Origin of the sequence: Sorangium sp. So ce327, from assembly GCF_051530205.1 — a bacterium.
Classification (GTDB): Bacteria; Myxococcota_A; Polyangia; order Polyangiales; family Polyangiaceae; genus Sorangium; species Sorangium cellulosum_B.
In genome coordinates this window covers 11,427,626-11,444,307 of sequence record NZ_CP150330.1, presented here as the reverse complement: position 1 = coordinate 11,444,307, position 16,682 = coordinate 11,427,626, and the positions used below count along the sequence as shown (strand labels likewise).

The following is a 16,682-nucleotide window of genomic DNA, read 5'->3' as shown; positions in this document are numbered from 1 at the left end:
CGGACGCATCGATGGTTTGCCCCGATTCCGACCCGGGCCGATGCCGGCCCGGGCTCGCCGGGGAGGCGCCGATCGGGAGATCGGCGCTTCTGCCTGGACGTCCCTTACCGAGAGCTCGAGGAGGGGCGCGGCGTCACTTCTCGAGCGTGATCAGACCCAGCTTGTACGGCAATCTTTCGTAAGCCCCTCCGGCGTTCGGATCCCTGCCCTGGTAGAGGAACTGCATGTTGCACGCGTTGATGGTCATTCGCTCGTCGCTCCCGGAGCGGATCATCTCACCGTGGCTGATGTCGTCGCTCCACTTTCCGCCTTCGAACGTCACGTTGGCAGGGCCGGCGAAGGGTTTCTGCTTGGTGTCCGCCAGGGGAGCCCAGGGGCCGTCGAGGCTCTCGGAGGTCCACGACCTGAAGAAGCGAGGGCTGTTGTCGAACGCCTCGACCATGAGCAGGTACTTGTTCGTGCCATCCACCTTGTAGACGTTGCTGGCCTCGAACAGGAGCCCGTTGGTGGGGGCCGTCATGACGGTTTCGTACCCATCGAAAGCCGGGAATTTATCGATGCTGACCTTGGAGCGGTAGAGCTTCCCGTCGTCCCGCGAGAAGAACAGATGGCAGTTCTTGTCGTCGCAGATGTTCCAGAAGTCCAGCGCGCCAAGGGTGTTCCCCATCTGGCCTGGCTCGCCCTTGAGCAGCGGCTGGGGCCGGCTCCAGCCGTTGACGTTGTTGATGTCGTCGTTGGTCGAGTACCGGCCGTTCCACTGGAAGATGAGGTACCACTTGTTGTGCGGCCGGAAAAAGAAGACCTGGGGCGCGACCGTGCCGCCGGTGGGCCAGCCCGCCATGTGCTGCTGCTGCGCGGAGTTCGCCTGAGCGAAGTCGGTGAAGTTCAAATACACGGAGCTCCACCCCCCGTTGCCCGCCGTGTCGTACACGGTGGCAAATACGTGGTACTTGCCGTCGTGGAACACGATCGTCGGGTCCTTGATGGAGACGAAGTTGCGACCGGCAGCCGACTTGGGGTTGATCACCGGAGGCCCCGACTTCCACTTGAGCGTGGTGGGCAGGTCGCAGGTCACAGGCGGCGAACCGCCCGCGCCTGCGCCGCCGCCGCCGTCCCCCGGAGCGCCGCCGCTCCCCCCGGTCCCACCCGTCGGGTCGCCGCCCGTGCCCGGGTCGCTTCCGCTGCTCGTGCTCGTGCTCGCGCCCGTGCCGGAGCTCGATCCGCTCGTGACCCCTGCGCTCGTGCTCCCGCCTGTCGTGCTGCCGGCGCTCGTCGTGGGGTTCTCAGAGCCACCCGTACCACCACTGGACGGCTGCTCGTCCCCCGTGTCGCTGGCGCAAGCGGCGAGCGCCGCGAGCACACAACCGAGGGCAGACAAACGAAGGAGGGAACGGGACGGAGTCAAAGATTGGCGAGGCAAATCGAAGGGAGTGATCATGCTGGTCTCCAGAGGGATGCCCGATCGGGCAGCGAGCTCCTCAGAGCCCGACTGTCAAGGTTGACGCGCACGAGGACGAGGACGAAGGGCCCGGTGCCGCATGGCGGCCTACCCAGGGCAAAGCGGAGGAATCTCCGAGCCAAATTGTGAGCGCTCACATCTACGGCGTCAATTGAAAACCGGCGCGCGGGACTCGCCGGCCACGATGCCGATCGCCGGGAACTCCTCAGAACGCGCTCCCGGCGTCGCTCTACCAGGCATCGACGATCTGGGCGATTGGCTCGCCCGGTCCGTGCACGCCCTGAATCAGGATGCCCTCCACGTCGGCCGTCTTGGATGGCCCCGTACATCTGACCACGTAGGGGTCGCCGCCGAGCGCGGAGATTTCGGCGCAGAGCGAACGGTGGATGTCGGCGCGGCGAACGATCGCCACGTGGATCCCAGGGGGCGAGCGCGCTGCGGCGCGTCGAGGTGGTCGCGTCGTCGAGGATGACGGTGCCGTCTCGGCGATCGCGCCGGCGGCGCGCGTGATGCCGAGGTCATCGGCGTCGATTCGAGCGCGCGCGAGCGTGGAATCCAGCTCGAACGCGCCGAGCAACCGGGTCGACGTCGCCGGGGGGGGGGCGAGCCATTCCGGCAGGATCTGGACCCGACCTCCGGGCGCGAGCGCCGCGCGCCAGACGGTCGGCTGGCTGACGAAATCGAGGAGCTCCCAGGAGCGGGCCGCGAGCTGCCCGGCGCCCCGCGCGGCGGGGCCGCCGTCATTCACGCTTCCCCTTCGGAGACGACGTGGTTTTCGAGCACGCCGATCTTCTCGATCTCGATCTCGACCCGATCTCCCGGGCGCAGCCAGCGCGGCGGGGTTCGGGCCATGCCGACGCCATGCGGCGTCCCCGTGAGGATCACGGTGCCCGGCAGCAGCGTCGTGCTGCCGCTCAAGAACTCGATGAGCTCGGGCACGCCGAAGATCATGTCGCCGGTCGTCCAGTCTTGCACGCGCTCGCCGTTCAGGAGGGTGGCGATGCGGAGCGCTCCTGGATCTCCGACCTCGTCCGCGGTGACGAGGCGGGGGCCGAGCGGGGCGAACGTGTCGAACGTCTTGCCGCGACACCACTGCCCGCCGCCGCGCCGGAGCTGCCAGTCGCGAGCCGACACGTCGTTCGCGCACGTGTAACCGAGCACGTGCTCGAGCGCGCGCGCGCGGCTCACGTTCTTGCACGCTTTGCCGATGACCACGGCGAGCTCGCACTCGTAATCGACCTCCTCGCTCGCCAGCTGACGCGGAATCACGATCGGCGCGCCAGGATCCTGGACGGCGTTCAGTCCCTTCATGAAGACGATCGGGTGCTCGGGGAGCTTGGCCTTGATCTCTTCGGCGTGCCGGCGGTAGTTCAGGCCGATGCCGAGGATCTGCGTGGGAGCGATCGGGGCGAGCCTGCGCGCGACCTCCGCACGTTCTTGTGTGACCGTGTAGTGAGCGAAGGGGTCGCCTTCGATGCGCAGGGCCGTGCCATCGCCCTGCTCGCTCGCGTAGCGGGCGCGTCCGTTCGTGTCCAGGTAGCGGATGATTTTCATGAGCGCTCCGAGCGGTCCTGCCAGACCTGCCCGCCGGGGAACGTGTGCGCCGCGAGCGAGTCGGCCTTCATGGTGATCGATGTGCCTGGCGCCGTGGGGGCGAGGTAGCGCCCGCCGCGCCGTCGATCCTCAGCGTGTGCTCCGGCCCGATCATGTCGCGCACGAGCGCCGTCTTTGCGTCGCGACGAAAGGGGGTCATGGGAGGGTGGAATCCAGGTGGCGTCCGCCTGGCGGCCCGAGCGGCCGCCAGGTTTACCGGGGTGGTAAAACCACAACTGGAGGGGAGCGGAGCTACTTCTGGAGCGTCAACATCCCGAGCCTGTAGGGCAACTTGCCGTAATCACCCCCGACTTTCGGATCTCTGCCCTGGTAGAGGAACCGCAGGTCGCACGGGTCGATGGTCATCTTCTCGTCGTGCCCGGAGCGGATCAGCTCGCCGTGGCTGATGTCGTCGCTCCAGTCCTGGCCTTCGTAGGTCACGTTGGCAGGGCCGGCGAAAGGGTTCTGCTTGGTGTCCGCCAGGGGAGCCCAGGGGCCGTCGAGGCTCTCGGACGTCCACGACCTGAAGAAGCGAGGGCTGTTGTCGTACGCCTCCACCATGAGCAGGTACTTGTTCGACCCATCCACCTTGTAGACGTTGCTGGCTTCGAACAGGAGACTCGCGCTGGGGGCCGACATGACGGTTTCGTAACCGTCGAAATTCGGGAACTTGTCGATGCTGACCTTGGAGCGGTAGAGCTTTCCGTCGTCCCGCGAGAAGAACAGATGGCAGTCCTTGTCGTCGCAGATGTTCCAGAAGTCCAGCGCGCCGTTCGGCTCGCCTCGGAGCAGCCCTTGGGGCCGACTCCAGCCGTTCATGTTGTTGATGTCATCGTTGGTCGAGTACCGGCCGTTCCACTGGTAGATGAGGTACCACTTGTTGTGCGGCTGGAAAAAGAAGACCTGGGGCGCGACCGTGCTGCCGGTGGGCCAGCTCGCCATGTAGTGCTGATCAGCGGCGTTCGCCTGAGGGATGTCCGTGAAGTTCGAGTACATGGACTGCCATCCGCCGTTGCCCGACGTGGTGTCGAACACGGTGGCAAACACGTGGTACTTGTTGTCGAAGAACACGATCGTCGGGTCCTTGACGGATGCCCAGCTGCGGCCGGCAGGCGGCTTGGGGCTGATCACCGGAGGCCCCGCCTTCCACTTGAACGTGGTGGGCAAGTCGCAGGTCGGCGGGGAGCCGCCTGCGCCTCCACCACCGTCCCCTGGATCGCCGCCGCTCCCCGAGGCCGACGTGCTCCCGCCGGTACCCGTCGTACCGCTTCCCCCGCTCCCGACGGAGCTCGACGTACCAGTGCTCCCGCTGGTGCCCGTCGTACTGCTGGCGCTGCTGGCGCCCGTCACCGGATTCTCCGAGCCACCCGTCCCATCAGGGGAGGGCTGGTCGTCGGCCGTGCCGCTGCTGCAGCCGGCGAGCGCCGCGAGCACACAGCCGAGAGCAGAGAGACGAAGGAGGGAACGGCACGGAGCCAGAGCGTGGGAGGGCAAATCGAGGTGAGTGATCATGCTAGTCTCCAGAGGGATGCCCAATCGGGCCAGCGAGCTCCTCAGAGCCCGACCGCCAGGGTGAACGCGCATGAGGACGAGAAGCCGGGGCGCATGACGGCCCACCCAGGGCAAAGCAGAAGGATACCCGGAGACCAAATTGTGAACGTTCACATTGCCGGCGTCAATCAAAAACCGGCGCGCGAACCTCCCCCTGGCGGCTCGCGCACACCGGCGCGGAGCACGGTGTGCGCGGCGCATTTTGGCACAAATTCGAGACGAATTGTGCCGCTGTGCCTGTGCGCCAGGCGCGAGGTCCAGAGATCTCGTGCATCTCCGCACTGGCGCACGCGTTGCTTGAACGTGACGGCATGAAGCGCACATCCTCCGTGGTTGCTCTTTCGGTGATGTCTCTCGTCCCCCTCTGCATGACGCCCGCGTGTGGTCCCACAGAGACCTCGTCACCTGGCACCACGAGCAACGGCGAGTCGACGGGACCAGAGCAGACGTCCGCCTGCGAGCCCCGGCAGGCCGGGATATCGGCTGAATTCGAGGTCACCGTCGAGGCTTGGCCGGACGAGGGGTTCGATTCCTACGAAGTGAACATGGCCGCGCCATGCCAGGTGGAGGCGGCCAGCTCGACATCACGCTCCCTTGCCTGCACGGACAAGGACGGCGTCGCGCATGGCGTGACGATCGCTGTCCAGGATTCCGACATCCTGGGCGCCGTTCCCGAGAGCGGTCCCGTGTTCCTGCGGGTTGTGCACTTCACGGATATCGTTCCTGTCATCGACCATCAATGGTTCGAGGTGCGCGCCGGCTCCGACATCACCGGCGCGCTGCTCGCGGGAGGCGTCCGAGGTTCCAACCCGTGGCCCGACACGGACGTTGAACCTTATTTCGCGCCGATCAGGATGGCGATGAGCCCCGAGGAAGGGTGTCCCGAAGAACTTCGAAAGATGTGCGTGGCCCACCGCAGAGGTCGGATCGATTTCTGGATCGACGAGCTGCCAGCCGGCTCGATCCTCGACGGGCACGAAGGTGAGGTGGGCGCGAGCGGGGCCTATCGTGTGATCGTGGGCGCGAGCGTGGATCGCTCCATGGGAGGGGACCCGGACCTCTGCGGCGGTGACGACGCGGAGTACCTCGACGACTTGCGCATCCTGATCGGAGCGAGAGCGCCGGAGCCCTCCGTCGGCGCCCCGTAGGCCGTGGACTGACTACCGTGATCCCGCGGCTGCCACCGGCGCGGCGGCGCGGCCGGGAAGGAGGAAGGCGCAGCCGATCGTCAGGAGCAGCGCCGCGCCGAAGATGGACGTGGCCATCGTGTGCTCGCGGTTCACCACATCGGCCGCCGGGTGGTCGGTGAGGACGAGGCCGAGCACGGTGAGGCCGACGATGCCCCCCATGTAGCGCATCGTCGACGTGAGGCCTGCGGCCATTCCGCTCTTCTCGCGCGGGACGTCGCTCATCGCCGCGGACTGCGACGGCGGGGACGTCAGGCCGAGGCCGGCGCCGAGCATCACGAGCGCGGGGATCGCGTCCGTGAGCGCGCCCAGAGGCCGCATCGCCAGCAGGAGTATGCCGGCCAGGGCGAGCGAGCAGCCGGCGAGCGCCAGCGCGCGCGGCCCGAAGCGATCGGCGCCGCGCCCCGCGAGGGGCGAGACGACGACCATCGTCCCCATCATGGCCAGCAGCGTCGTGCCGACGTCGCGCGGCCCGACGTGGAACAGCCGCCCCGCCACCTGCGGCAGCTCGAAGATCGTCGCGTACATGGCGAAGTTCTGGAGCGCGATGAGCAGGCTGCCGCCGAGGAACGCGCGCCGCCGGAACAGGGAGAAGTCGATGACGGGGTCCGCGGCGCGCCGCTCCCAGAGCACGAAGGGCACGAGGCCCAGCGCGCCGAGCACCGCGGCCCAGCGGAGGTGCGCTGACTCGAGGCCAAGGACGAGCCCGATGAGCGACCCGCCCAGCAGCACCGAGCCCACGACGTCGAACCGCGGTCGCGGCGCGGCAGGCGTCACGGCCGCGGGGCGCGGCGGCGCGCCGAGGTGCGCGAGCCCGGCGGAGAGGAGCAGCACCGGGACGTTCGCGAGGAAGATCGAGGTCCACCCGAAGGTCCCCACGAGCAGCGCTCCGATCGTCGGTCCGGTGCCCGCCGACAGCCCCATCACCGCCCCGAAGGCGCCGAAGGCGCGCCCGCGCACCTCGGGCGGCAGCTCCGTGCGGAGCATGGCCGTCGCGCTCGGGACCACGATCGCGCCGCCCGCGGCCATCACGACGCGCGACGCCGCGAGCACCGGGAGCACCGGCCAGAGGTAGGCGAGCGCGGCCCCGACCGCCAGGAGGAGCTGGCCCAGCCCGAGCGCGCGCCGGTGGCCGAGGCGATCTCCGAGCTTCCCACCGGGGCTCTGCAGGACGATGTTCGTGAGCAGGTAGCTCGTCACGAGCGCCTGCCGGAGCGCGCCGGAGTCGACGCGAAGCGTGCGCGCCATCTCCGGCAGCGCCACGGCGACCATCGTGGAGTTGAGCGGCGCGAGCGCCGTCGACAGGGCGATGGCGGCGAGCAGCCGCACCGGCAGGCGCGACGAGGGCTCAGGCACGGGCGAGCTCGCCCGCGCCGTCCTGACGGTCGCCCCGGCGCAGGAGCACCACCCGGCCCTCCGTCCCGTCCACGAGGATCTCCTGGCCATCCGTGATGCGCTCGGTCGCCCCGGCAGCCCCCAGGACCGCCGGGATCCCGTACTCGCGCGCGACGATGGCCGCGTGGGAGACCGCGCCTCCGACGTTCGTCACGACGCCCGCGGCCAGCGTGAAGAGCGGCGTCCACGCGGGGTTCGTGTAGCGGCAGACCAGGATCTCCCCCGCCTTCAGCCGCTCGAACTCCCGCTCGTCCCGCACGATGCGCGCCTTGCCGCGGACCACCCCGGACGACGCCCCGATGCCGCGGAGCTCGTCGCCCGAGGCGCCTCCCGCGCCCGCCCCGAACGATCTCTTCTGCCACTCCGCGTTGACCACCCCGTACGTCGCGCGCCGCCGTCGAACGAGCCGCTCCACCTCGTCGAGCGGCGGCGCCGCCCCCTCCAGCCACCCCCGGAGCTCGGCTTCCGTCAGGTAGAAGACGTCGTCGGGGCGCGGCAGGCGCCCGCGCTCGCAGAGGCGACGCGCGATCTCGGCCACGATCGCCTGCAGCGCGGAGAACGGGCGCACCAGATCGAAGTGCGTGCGCTCCCGGAACACGATCGCGCTCCGCAGCCGCTCGAGGTTGCGGCGGAACGCGTCGGGCAGACCGGGCACGAGGCGAAGCGCGCGGGTGACCTCCTCGAGCGCCGCCCGGTAACGCGCGAGCCCGGCCTCCTCGGACGGCGGCTCGGCGACGTCGAGCAGGCCGCGAAGGAGCCCCCACAGCGGCGCGGGATCCTGCCGCCACGTCGGCGCCGAGAGGTACAGACCGGTGCTCTCCCGGTGCCCATGCTCGTCCAGGAACGCGTCGACCTCGGCCAGGTAGGCCCGGCCGGCCTCCGATTCGCGGAGGGCCTCCGGGCGCCCCTCCCGGATCGCCCCGGCGACCTCCGGCCCGGCGCTCACCGCCCTGCGCGCGAGGTGGAAGATCGCGAGGTTCACGTCGGACGTCCGGGTGCGCAGGCCCGAGACGAGGTCGCGCATGACGGTCGCCGCCCGCTTCGGTCCCACGGCGAGGGCGACCGGGACGCGGAGGGCGATGGCGGCCAGCTGGCTGGCGCTCCTCTCGAACCGCTCGCCCAGGACCGCGGTCGTGGTCTCCGTGATCCGGTCGGCGCGGCGGAGGAGCGCGGCGTCGTCCAGCGCGCGGAGATCGACCGGCGCGCAGGCCTCCTGGATCCGCTTGAACCCGTCGCCCTCCCACCACGCCATCGCGTCGTCGCGCAGGCTGGCCGCGACCTTCTGCGGCAGCCGGAGCAACCGGAGGGTGGGTCGCGCCTGCGGTGGGACGAACATCGGGCGCCACACCTGGTCGACCCACGCGCGCTCGTCGGCCTCGTCCACGTCGAGCCCCAGGAAGCGCACCATGCGCACGAGCGCGGGGAGCGTCGCCCGGAAGCCCCATTGATCGAGCGGCCTGGGGGCGACGGGGAACCTGTCGTTGTCGTTGGCCTCGAGCAACCTCCGCTGCATGCGGTTGAGCTGCGGGGGCGGAGGGAGGGGCTCGATCTCGGCCGCGCCGAGCGTGGTGATCGGGCGCGACTGGAGGAGGTGAATGGAGCCCCCGGCGAAGGCGAACTCCACGTCCTGCGGGCAGCCGAAGTGGGCCTCGAGGCGGAGCCCGATGCGGCCCAGATCGAGCACCAGCGCGTCGCTCGGCGCGGGACGGCCGGCCTCCCGGCGGTCGCGGTCGTCGATCGCGAGGTCGTTCGTCCCGGGGCCCGCGGCCCCGTTCGGTCGGTCCGGGCCGGGCGCCGCGGCCCCGGCGAACGGCGCGCGCCGCAGGCGGTACACATCGCCGGTCGTGTGTCCTGACACCACGGCCTCGCCGAGGCCCGGGGCGACCTCCAGGAGCATGCGGTCGGCGCGCTGGGCCACCGGGTCGACGGTGAACAGGACGCCGGCGAACTCGGCCGGGACCATGCGCTGCACCACCACGGCGATGTTGACCCCCAGGTGATCGATGCCCCGCGCCGCCCGGTAGCCGAGGGCCCTCGGGCTCCAGAGGGACGCCCAGCACCGCCGCAGCGCGAGGAGCAGCCCGTCCTCTCCGGCCACGTCGAGGTACGTCTCGTGCTGGCCCGCGAACGAGGCGTCGGCGAGGTCCTCCGCCGTCGCCGAGGAGCGAACCGCGACCGGCGGCGCGCCGAGCTCGCGGTACGCGTCCCGGACCGCGCTCTCCATCCCGGGCAGCATCGCGCCCCGCTCGAAGAGCTCCGCCGCCTCCGAGGCCGCGGCCTCCCAGCGGCTCGCGGCGAGGTGCGCCGAGAGGCGCTCGGCGAGCCCCCATGCGCGCGCCTGCTCCGCGTACGCGTCAGCGCTCACAACGAACCCGGGCGGCACGGCCAGCCCGAGCTGGATCAGCTCACCGAGGTTGGCGCCCTTGCCGCCCGCCCTGGCGAGGTCGGCTCGGGATAGCTGGCTCAAGCGATGAACAAGCATCAGGCATCTCCTTCGGCCAAGAAAGGCTGCTTCCGCCGCGCCGCGCGCTCCCCGGCGCTCGCCCGCCCTCCGGGGAGCGCGCAGCGCCTCGCTCGCGCCGACGGCGTCCGCTCGACCGTCACCTGAAAGTCATTGTGACGTCACGAAATAAGTATCATGATACTTATAAATGGCAAGGCCGCGTAACATCACCGACGCGCAGATCCTCGACGAGGCACGCGCGTGTTTTCTGGAGCACGGCGCGGGCGTCTCGACGACGCTCATCGCCGAGCGGCTCGGCGTCTCGCACGGGGTGCTGTTCCAGCGCTTCGGCACCAAGGAGCAGCTCCTGCGCGCCGCGCTGCTGCCGCCGTTCGAGCCGCCGTGGATGGCGCGCGCGCGGGCGGGCCCGGACGACCGCGACGCGCGGATCCAGCTCCTCGAGCTCGCCGAGGAGCTCTCCGCCTACCTCGAGCGCATCGTGCCGTGCCTCGCGGTGCTCCGCTCGGCCGGCATGCACGTCGAGTCCATGGCCGACCGGCGCGAGGACCTGCCGCCGGTCCGCGCGCGGCGCGAGGTGGTCGCGTGGTTCTCGCGAGCGATCGACCGCGGCCTCCTGCGCCCGGTCCGCCCGGAGCACGCGGCCGACCTCTTCCTCGGCGCGCTGCACTTCCGGCCGTTCCACCAGCACCTCTCGAACCAGGGGTTCGATCGGTCCGAGGGCCAGGCCTACGTCACGTTCGCGATCGACGCGATTCACCGGACGCTCGCGCCCGCGGCGGAGCGACCGTGACGCGCGGCCCCGTCACGCCGCCGCGCCGGCCACGCCCGGCAGCAGCGACGGCCAGCTCCGCGGCGGCTTGAACCGGTGGGTCGGCGCGGGCCCGTCGACGATGTGCTCTACCTCGTCGAGGTGACTGCCAGGGAGCAACACCCCGCCCAGCGACTCCCGCACGAGCGGTATCCGCGCCGGATCGAAGCCCATCACCTGCGAGGCGATCGCGTCGACGAGGCCCGGATCGAACCCGCCGAGCAGGAGCCCCGCGTGCACGGGCGTCGCCCCGAGCGGCCCTTCGCCCTCCCCCGCGACGATGCCGTCCACGATCGTCAGGTACCGCCGCTGCGGCTCCCCGCGCAGCGCGCCGCCGCGGTCCGCGAAGAACAGGATGCGGTTGAGATCCAGGATCGTCCGCCAGAGCGTGTTGTTCCCCTCCCAGCTGCCATCGATGACCTTCGGCGGCGCCCCGAGCCGCGGCGCGCGCGCGACGAGCGAGTGATCGCCGGGGAGCGGGAACCGGCTGAGCTTGTTCTCCACCGCGTCTCCGAGACCCTGAGGCCGATCGAACTCGTCGCCGCCGACCGATGGATCACCCTCGGTGAAGTGCGGGAGCCAGTACTTCTCGTTCGTCAGGCCGATCACGCTCTTCAGCGACAGCGTGATACCCGTCTTCTTGTGCGTCTTCAGCTTGGGGAGGTTGATGACGACATCCGCGTCGAGGAGCGTCTGGGGAATGCTGTACTCGTGCCGTTGTCCTGCGTGGTGCGGCACCGGCGTCGCGTAATGGCTGCGGTGGAAGCGGAGCGCGGCGCCGCGCGGGGCGCCCGCGGCGGCGAAGAAGCTGCTCGAGCCCAGATCGACGACCCGGTAGCCCCGCGGATCGCCGGGCAGGCGGCGGCGGAGGAGCAGGCCGAGGTTCCAGGAGCGGCCGAAGCGGCGCACGTCGTCGAGCGCGAACACCGGCGCGACCCGGAAATACCGCAGGTCGATGAAATCGACGTCATGCCCCTGGGCCCTCAGGTGATCGATGACGTCGAAGATGCCGAGCGGGCCGGCGACCTTCTCGATCTCGCAGCCCTCGACCGGGGAGTCGACGACGCGCACGCTCCCGCGCGGGCCGGCGGCGCGGAGCGCGTAGTCGAGCACGGGCCGGAGCAGCGAGCCGTGCGTGCTGGAGGCGGCGAGGCGCTCGCCCGTGATCTTCTGGTGGAGGTTCTTCGAGGAGACGAGGTTCGGCTTGACGACGACGCGGTCCCCCGGCGCGATCAGGTCGCCGAGCGGGTTCCACGCGGGCGTGCCGGCGCGGGCCGCGTCGAGGCCGAGCCGGCGGAAGAGCGCCTCGACGGCCTCGTAGACCGGGCTCGGCGGGCCGTAGGGCGCGCTGCCCCCGTAGCCCACGCCCGGCCGAGAGACCGTCACCACGCGGCGGCTCGTCGCTGTCATCGGGAGCCCCCGGTCAAGCGTCCGGGCCGCTCAGGCCGGACGAGAGGATCTCCGCCGGCGCGGCGCGCTGGAAATCGACGTTGAGGCGCGAGACGCTCGCGAGGTGCTTGCCCGTGCGGACGAGCGCGATGTCGTCGGCGAACTCGACGTCGATGCGCATCCGCTCGCCGAGGTGATGGCGGAACGTCGCGAGCACCTCGTCCAGGACCTGCTGCGAGAACCGCCCGCCCTTGACCACGCGGAACGTGATGGCGTCGCGCTCCTCCTGCACCACCTGGAAGCGCTTGATCGCGTAATCGAACTCCTTGAGGTAGTGCGCGAAGAACGTGCCGGGCAGATAGCGCCCGTCCGTGCCGCGGATGATGGACTGGACGCGCCCCTCGATGCGGCCGACGCGCGGCGCCCCGCGGCCACAGGGGCACGGCGCGGACGGGGACATCGCCTCGGCGAGATCGCCGATGCGGTAGCGGACGAACGGCATGCAGAAGTTGTTGAGATCGGTGATCACGACCTCTCCGATCTCCCCCGGCTCGGCGGGGCGCCCGTCGCGCAGGACCTCGACGATGTACCCCTCGGCCACCACGTGGTGGCCCTCGTGCGCGTCGCACTCGTACGCGATGCCCGAGAACTCGCGGCTGCCGTACTTGTCGAAGACCTTGCAGCCGAACGCCTCCTCGATGAGCCGGCGGCTCGGCAGCGGCAGCGTCTGGGCGCTCGACATGATCGCGCGCGGCCGGGCCGCGACCTTTCCGGTGCTCTTGACGTAATGGGCCAGGAAATCGAGCGCCTCGGCGTAGCCATCCATGAGCACCGGCCGCGCGCCGGCGATCCTCGCGATCATCTCGCCCAGGTTGTCGTCGGAGAGCTCGAAGATCGGGATGAACGTCCGGTTCGAGAGGACGGCGTCCGCGCGCTCGCGGGCAGCTTGCCACTTCGTCATGCCGATCGTCTGGTGCCAGAGCCGCACCGTGGGGTCGCCGAAGCGGTAGCCCGTCCACTCCTGCGCCCGGAGCGTCGCCGCCCAGCGGAACTCGAGCTGAGCCCGGTCCGCGTAGCAGACGAAGGGCTCGCCGGTGGAGCCGCTCGTCGTGATCTTGAGGACCTGCGACTTGTCGTGGTTCTCCGACATGATGTCGAAGTAGAGGTGGCGCCGGATATCCGCCTTGGTGAGGAACGGCAGCTTGTGGAGGTCTTCCTGGCCGCGGATGTCCTCGGGCCGGAGCTTGAGCTCCTGCATGCGAGCGCGGTAGTAGGGCACGTTGCGGTAGCAGTGGCGGAGCAGCCGCCTGAGCTTCTCGTCCTGGAGCTCGCGGGTCTGCGACGGCGTGAGCCACTGCGTCCTGCGCAGCGTCTCGTAGTAGTGCTCGACGTCGCGCGTGATCATCCAGTGGGTGTGGTTGAACGCGGCCAGGTACGCGCGCCACCTCGCCGTGGAGAGCGGGTCGCGCTCCGGCGAGCGGTCGACAACCGGGTTGCGGCGGAGGTACTGAGTCGCCACGTCCGGCGGGATCCGGTCCACGCGGTACTCCCACGCGGCCTTGCCGAGATCGTAGAACGATTTGACCACGGCGCGCGCCGCGGCCTGGTCGAGGAAGGAGACGCCCTGACGCCGCTGCTCGAAGAGCGTCTCGACCTCTTTGTACGAGTAACCCTTGGCATGGGCGGCGACCAGGATGAAGGACTGCCAGTAAAAATAGCTGCCCTTGTACGTCAAGAGATCCTGGAACACCTCCCGTGCGCACATCACGAAGCCGCTCTTGTTGTCGTGGAGCGACATGCCGAAGGTGGTGTTCAAGAGGTGGTTGAGCCCGCGGCTCAGGTGGTACCGGCGGTCCCTGCGGCGCCCGACGGCGCTCCGCCAGCCCTGGACGACATCGACGCTGTGCTCGTAGAGCTCGCGCCGGAGGCGCAGGAGGTCCTCGGGCTGGTACTGGAGATCGGCGTCGATGGTGGCGACGAGCTTGCCGCGCGCGGCGGCGGCGCCGGTGCGCCACGCCGCCGTGATGCCGCGGTTCTGCGGGTGGAAGCACCCAACGACGAGCCCCGGGTGCGCGGCCATGAGCGCGCGGATCGTCGTGGCGGTGCCGTCGCTCGAGCCGTCGTCGACGAGGATGAGCTCGCCCGTGAGCGCCCCTGCGCTGAAGACGCCGAGGATGCGGTCGGTGAGCTCGGGGATGTTCAGCTCCTCGTTGAGACAGGGCACGAGGACGGAGAGCTCGATCGGCGCCGCCGGAGCGAGCTCGGTTCGGGGTTCGGACATGGTGTGTTCGCCTATCTTGCCTTGAAGGAGACACCGCAGCAGGGCGAGGGGCGCGCTGGGCGCTTCGGGCGCTCCGCGCGCGCGGGAGCGATCACCGGGGGACGCAGCGGAAGCACGCGCGGATCGGCAGCGCGCCGTGCGGCGCCGCGCGGCGCTCGGTCACGCGGAAATGGCGGTCGAGGAGGCGGCCGAACTCGTCGGGGGTCCACTGGTGCAGGTGGTAGGCGTCGCCGCCCCACTGGATGCGATCCCGCAGGAGGTAGCCGACGGGCGTGCGGCGGACGATACCCTTCAGCCGCCCGATGAGCGGGTCGTTCGGCACCGTGATCGCGGCCACGCCGCCGGGGCGCAAGAGGCGCGCGATGGCCGCGAGGACGGCGGCGGGCTCGACGGTGTGCTCCAGGACCTCGGTGCAGACGACGCGATCGAAGCTCGCGGCGGGGAGGTCGAGCTTGTCGACCTCGCCCTTGAGGAAGCGGGCGTCGTAGCCCGCGAGGTTCTTGCGGGCGGTGTCGAGGAAGACGTCGGAGACGTCGATCGCCGTGATGCGGGCCCGCGGGAACATCCGGAGCACGTGCCCGCCGCCCGAGCCGACCTCCGCGAGGTCGAGGCCGGCGCAGTCGCCCAGCATGCCGCGGATGATGGCGAGCCGCTCGCGCTCGATGAGCCGGATCGGCAGCGGGGCGCGGTCGTAGTAGTCGTCGATCGGGTGCTCCCGCGCGAGGCGGTCGTTCAGCGCCTCCACGTCGATGTCGCCGGCTGTGTTCGGCATGGCGGCCCCATAGCACAGGGGCGGCGGAGCCTCACCCCGGCGGCGGCCCCGCGCCCGGCGATGGGACCGCGCGGTCATCCGCCGACGTGAGCGTCCGGTCGACAGCGGCTCCCTGGTCGCGTGAGAGGCCGCTGACGGTGCAGTGGGGCGCGCATCCAGCTCGTCCGCCGGCAGACGCTGTTGTGCGCCCCCGGACGCATCACGCGCGCATCACGCGCGCATCACGCGCGCATCACGCGCGCATCACGCGCGCATCACGCGCGCATCACAGGAACGCGCGCTGGTTGCCGCTGCGGGCGGAAAGAAAGAGAAAAGATCGCTGAGACACTCCTTGCCGTTGGTGCCCCAAAGGAGTAGCTTGGGCCCCTCACGACGTCACTGGCTCTCGACACGATGCGTTCTCTCTCCCTCCACGCGAGGGAGATCGTTGCTCGCGCGGATGACTGGACGACGCACCGTGTGCCTGCGCGGGTTCGCTGCGCGGCACGCTTCCGTTCGATCCGCGACGGCTTCATCGAACGGCAGGCGAAGAGCGCTCACGAGCGCAGCTGCAAGCCGTGAAAGTAACGTGTCATGGGTAATCGTCTCTACGTCGGCAATCTCTCCTACAGCACCACCCGCGAGTCCCTCGAGGCCGCGTTCGCTGGCAGCGGCGAGGTCCGCGAGGTCTCGATGCCGACCGATCGCGAGACCGGCCAGCCGCGCGGGTTTGCGTTCGTCACGATGGGCTCGGCCCAGGCGGCGAACAGCGCCATCTCGCAGCTGAACGGCATGATGCTCGATGGGCGCTCGCTCAAGGTGAACGAGGCGCAGGAGCGTCCGGCTGGCGGCGGCGGCGGCGGCGGTCGCGGTCGTTACTGATCGCTCCTTCGTCGAGTCGTAACAACGCGGCGGGCCCATGAAGGCCCGCCGCGTTTATTTTGTCTTCGAGACGCCCGAGCCGCACGCCGGTGCGCGCGAGCGCCGCGCAGGCGAGAGGGCCACTGGACCCTGGGGCCGCTGCACGGCGCCGTCGTGAGCTCGTGCGGCCACCGCCACGGCGACTGCAGCTTCAACGACGACAACGACGACGACCGCTCGCGCGACACGCTGGCCCTCGATAGCGTGACGCTCGGCGAGCTCTCCCAGAACAACCGTCACAAGTCCTCAATGCGCCCGAGCTTCGCGGTGCGCTGGTTCCAGGTCGACCCGAGCTATCAGGTCGCTCGCCTGGAGCCCGCGGCCGCGCGCGCCGAGGGGTCACGGTCGTCTCTGGCCGCTGAACCCTGAAGCGCAGGATCGTGAAAAAGCCCTGCATCGACGAGATCGACCCCTGGCTTATCAACTTTCGTGGTGCCGCGGCTCGTTCTCTGGTACATGATGACGCTCGCGCAGCGAAAGCTGATTGCGAAGTTGATAGCGATGCCGCCTGGACCCGTTGGGCTCGAGCGACAGGCAAGGCCATAAAGAGCCGCTCGAGGCAGCTCCTGCATGCACATGCGGAAGCGCGCGCCCGGCGTGCCTTCCGCGTCCGTGCGGCTGAGCGCAAGGAAAGTGGTCGCCATGAAAGCGTGTTTATCGCGGGTCGTGGATGGCGTGGAACAGAGGCTCTGCTGGCGCTTCCAGGTGCACGGGAGGAGCGAGGCCATGTACGAGCCGGCGGACGGCCAGCATGGTCCGTTCGATCGCGACCGCCAGCGGAACCTCAAGTTCGGCGAGACGTTCCAGCGGCTGGACCGCTCGGGATCTCCCCGGAAGTACGATGGGCTCTTCTGGCAGCCAAAGAGCTCGATCGCGTGAGAGC

At 70.0% G+C, this 16,682-nt stretch carries 14 protein-coding genes; 5 read left to right on the top strand and 9 right to left on the bottom strand.

The window, feature by feature from the left end:
- Positions 1 to 133: 133 nt before the first annotated feature.
- The 4 genes from WME95_RS42930 to WME95_RS42915 all read right to left on the bottom strand — a co-directional run bounded on the left by WME95_RS42930 (position 134) and on the right by WME95_RS42915 (position 4,402).
- The gene (locus tag WME95_RS42930; RefSeq protein WP_437905040.1) at positions 134 to 1,378 is read right to left on the bottom strand and encodes a non-reducing end alpha-L-arabinofuranosidase family hydrolase; all 1,245 of its coding nucleotides are present in this window, start codon (positions 1,376 to 1,378) and stop codon (positions 134 to 136) included.
- 310 nt (positions 1,379 to 1,688) lie between these two features.
- Positions 1,689 to 2,036, bottom strand: coding sequence for an LUD domain-containing protein (locus WME95_RS42925; RefSeq protein WP_437905039.1), 348 nt, complete (start codon positions 2,034 to 2,036; stop codon positions 1,689 to 1,691).
- 167 nt (positions 2,037 to 2,203) lie between these two features.
- A complete protein-coding gene (locus WME95_RS42920; RefSeq protein WP_437905038.1) occupies positions 2,204 to 3,013 on the bottom strand; it encodes a fumarylacetoacetate hydrolase family protein in 810 nt (269 codons plus the stop codon).
- 291 nt (positions 3,014 to 3,304) lie between these two features.
- Complete coding sequence (locus tag WME95_RS42915; RefSeq protein ID WP_437905037.1) at positions 3,305 to 4,402, bottom strand: non-reducing end alpha-L-arabinofuranosidase family hydrolase; 1,098 nt, start codon at positions 4,400 to 4,402, stop codon at positions 3,305 to 3,307.
- A gap of 389 nt (positions 4,403 to 4,791) precedes the next feature.
- On the opposite strand from WME95_RS42915, the gene WME95_RS42910 reads away from it, so the two are divergent.
- A complete protein-coding gene (locus WME95_RS42910; RefSeq protein WP_437905036.1) occupies positions 4,792 to 5,751 on the top strand; it encodes a hypothetical protein in 960 nt (319 codons plus the stop codon).
- Between the two features lie 12 nt (positions 5,752 to 5,763).
- Here WME95_RS42910 and WME95_RS42905 read toward each other — a convergent pair whose 3' ends face one another.
- Positions 5,764 to 7,146, bottom strand: a complete 1,383-nt coding sequence (locus WME95_RS42905; RefSeq protein ID WP_437905035.1) for an MFS transporter — start codon at positions 7,144 to 7,146, stop codon at positions 5,764 to 5,766.
- Positions 7,139 to 9,667 carry a PEP/pyruvate-binding domain-containing protein gene (locus tag WME95_RS42900; RefSeq protein ID WP_437905034.1) on the bottom strand — a complete coding sequence of 843 codons (2,529 nt, stop codon included), beginning with the start codon at positions 9,665 to 9,667 and terminating at the stop codon, positions 7,139 to 7,141. The genes WME95_RS42905 and WME95_RS42900 overlap by 8 nt, the downstream gene beginning before the upstream one ends.
- A 169-nt stretch (positions 9,668 to 9,836) precedes the next feature.
- Between WME95_RS42900 and WME95_RS42895 the strand changes: the two genes are divergently transcribed.
- Positions 9,837 to 10,439: a TetR/AcrR family transcriptional regulator gene (locus tag WME95_RS42895; protein WP_437546368.1), complete on the top strand. Its 603-nt coding sequence runs from the start codon at positions 9,837 to 9,839 to the stop codon at positions 10,437 to 10,439.
- A 12-nt stretch (positions 10,440 to 10,451) separates the two neighbouring features.
- On the opposite strand, the gene WME95_RS42890 is transcribed toward WME95_RS42895, so the two are convergent.
- From WME95_RS42890 to WME95_RS42880, 3 genes are all read right to left on the bottom strand, one after another.
- Entirely contained in the window at positions 10,452 to 11,846 is a 1,395-nt protein-coding gene (locus WME95_RS42890; protein WP_437905033.1) for a DUF362 domain-containing protein, read from the bottom strand.
- A 34-nt stretch (positions 11,847 to 11,880) separates the two neighbouring features.
- Entirely contained in the window at positions 11,881 to 14,127 is a 2,247-nt protein-coding gene (locus WME95_RS42885) for a glycosyltransferase (protein WP_437905032.1), read from the bottom strand.
- A 91-nt stretch (positions 14,128 to 14,218) separates the two neighbouring features.
- Entirely contained in the window at positions 14,219 to 14,899 is a 681-nt protein-coding gene (locus tag WME95_RS42880; protein WP_437905031.1) for a methyltransferase domain-containing protein, read from the bottom strand.
- A gap of 573 nt (positions 14,900 to 15,472) precedes the next feature.
- On the opposite strand from WME95_RS42880, the gene WME95_RS42875 reads away from it, so the two are divergent.
- The 3 genes from WME95_RS42875 to WME95_RS42865 all read left to right on the top strand — a co-directional run bounded on the left by WME95_RS42875 (position 15,473) and on the right by WME95_RS42865 (position 16,678).
- A complete protein-coding gene (locus tag WME95_RS42875; RefSeq protein ID WP_272102212.1) occupies positions 15,473 to 15,760 on the top strand; it encodes an RNA recognition motif domain-containing protein in 288 nt (95 codons plus the stop codon).
- 153 nt (positions 15,761 to 15,913) lie between these two features.
- Positions 15,914 to 16,168, top strand: coding sequence for a hypothetical protein (locus WME95_RS42870; RefSeq protein ID WP_437905030.1), 255 nt, complete (start codon positions 15,914 to 15,916; stop codon positions 16,166 to 16,168).
- Positions 16,169 to 16,441: 273 nt separating this feature from the next.
- Positions 16,442 to 16,678 (top strand): hypothetical protein, encoded by a 237-nt coding sequence (locus WME95_RS42865; RefSeq protein ID WP_437546357.1) that lies wholly within the window; start codon positions 16,442 to 16,444, stop codon positions 16,676 to 16,678.
- Positions 16,679 to 16,682 lie beyond the last annotated feature (4 nt).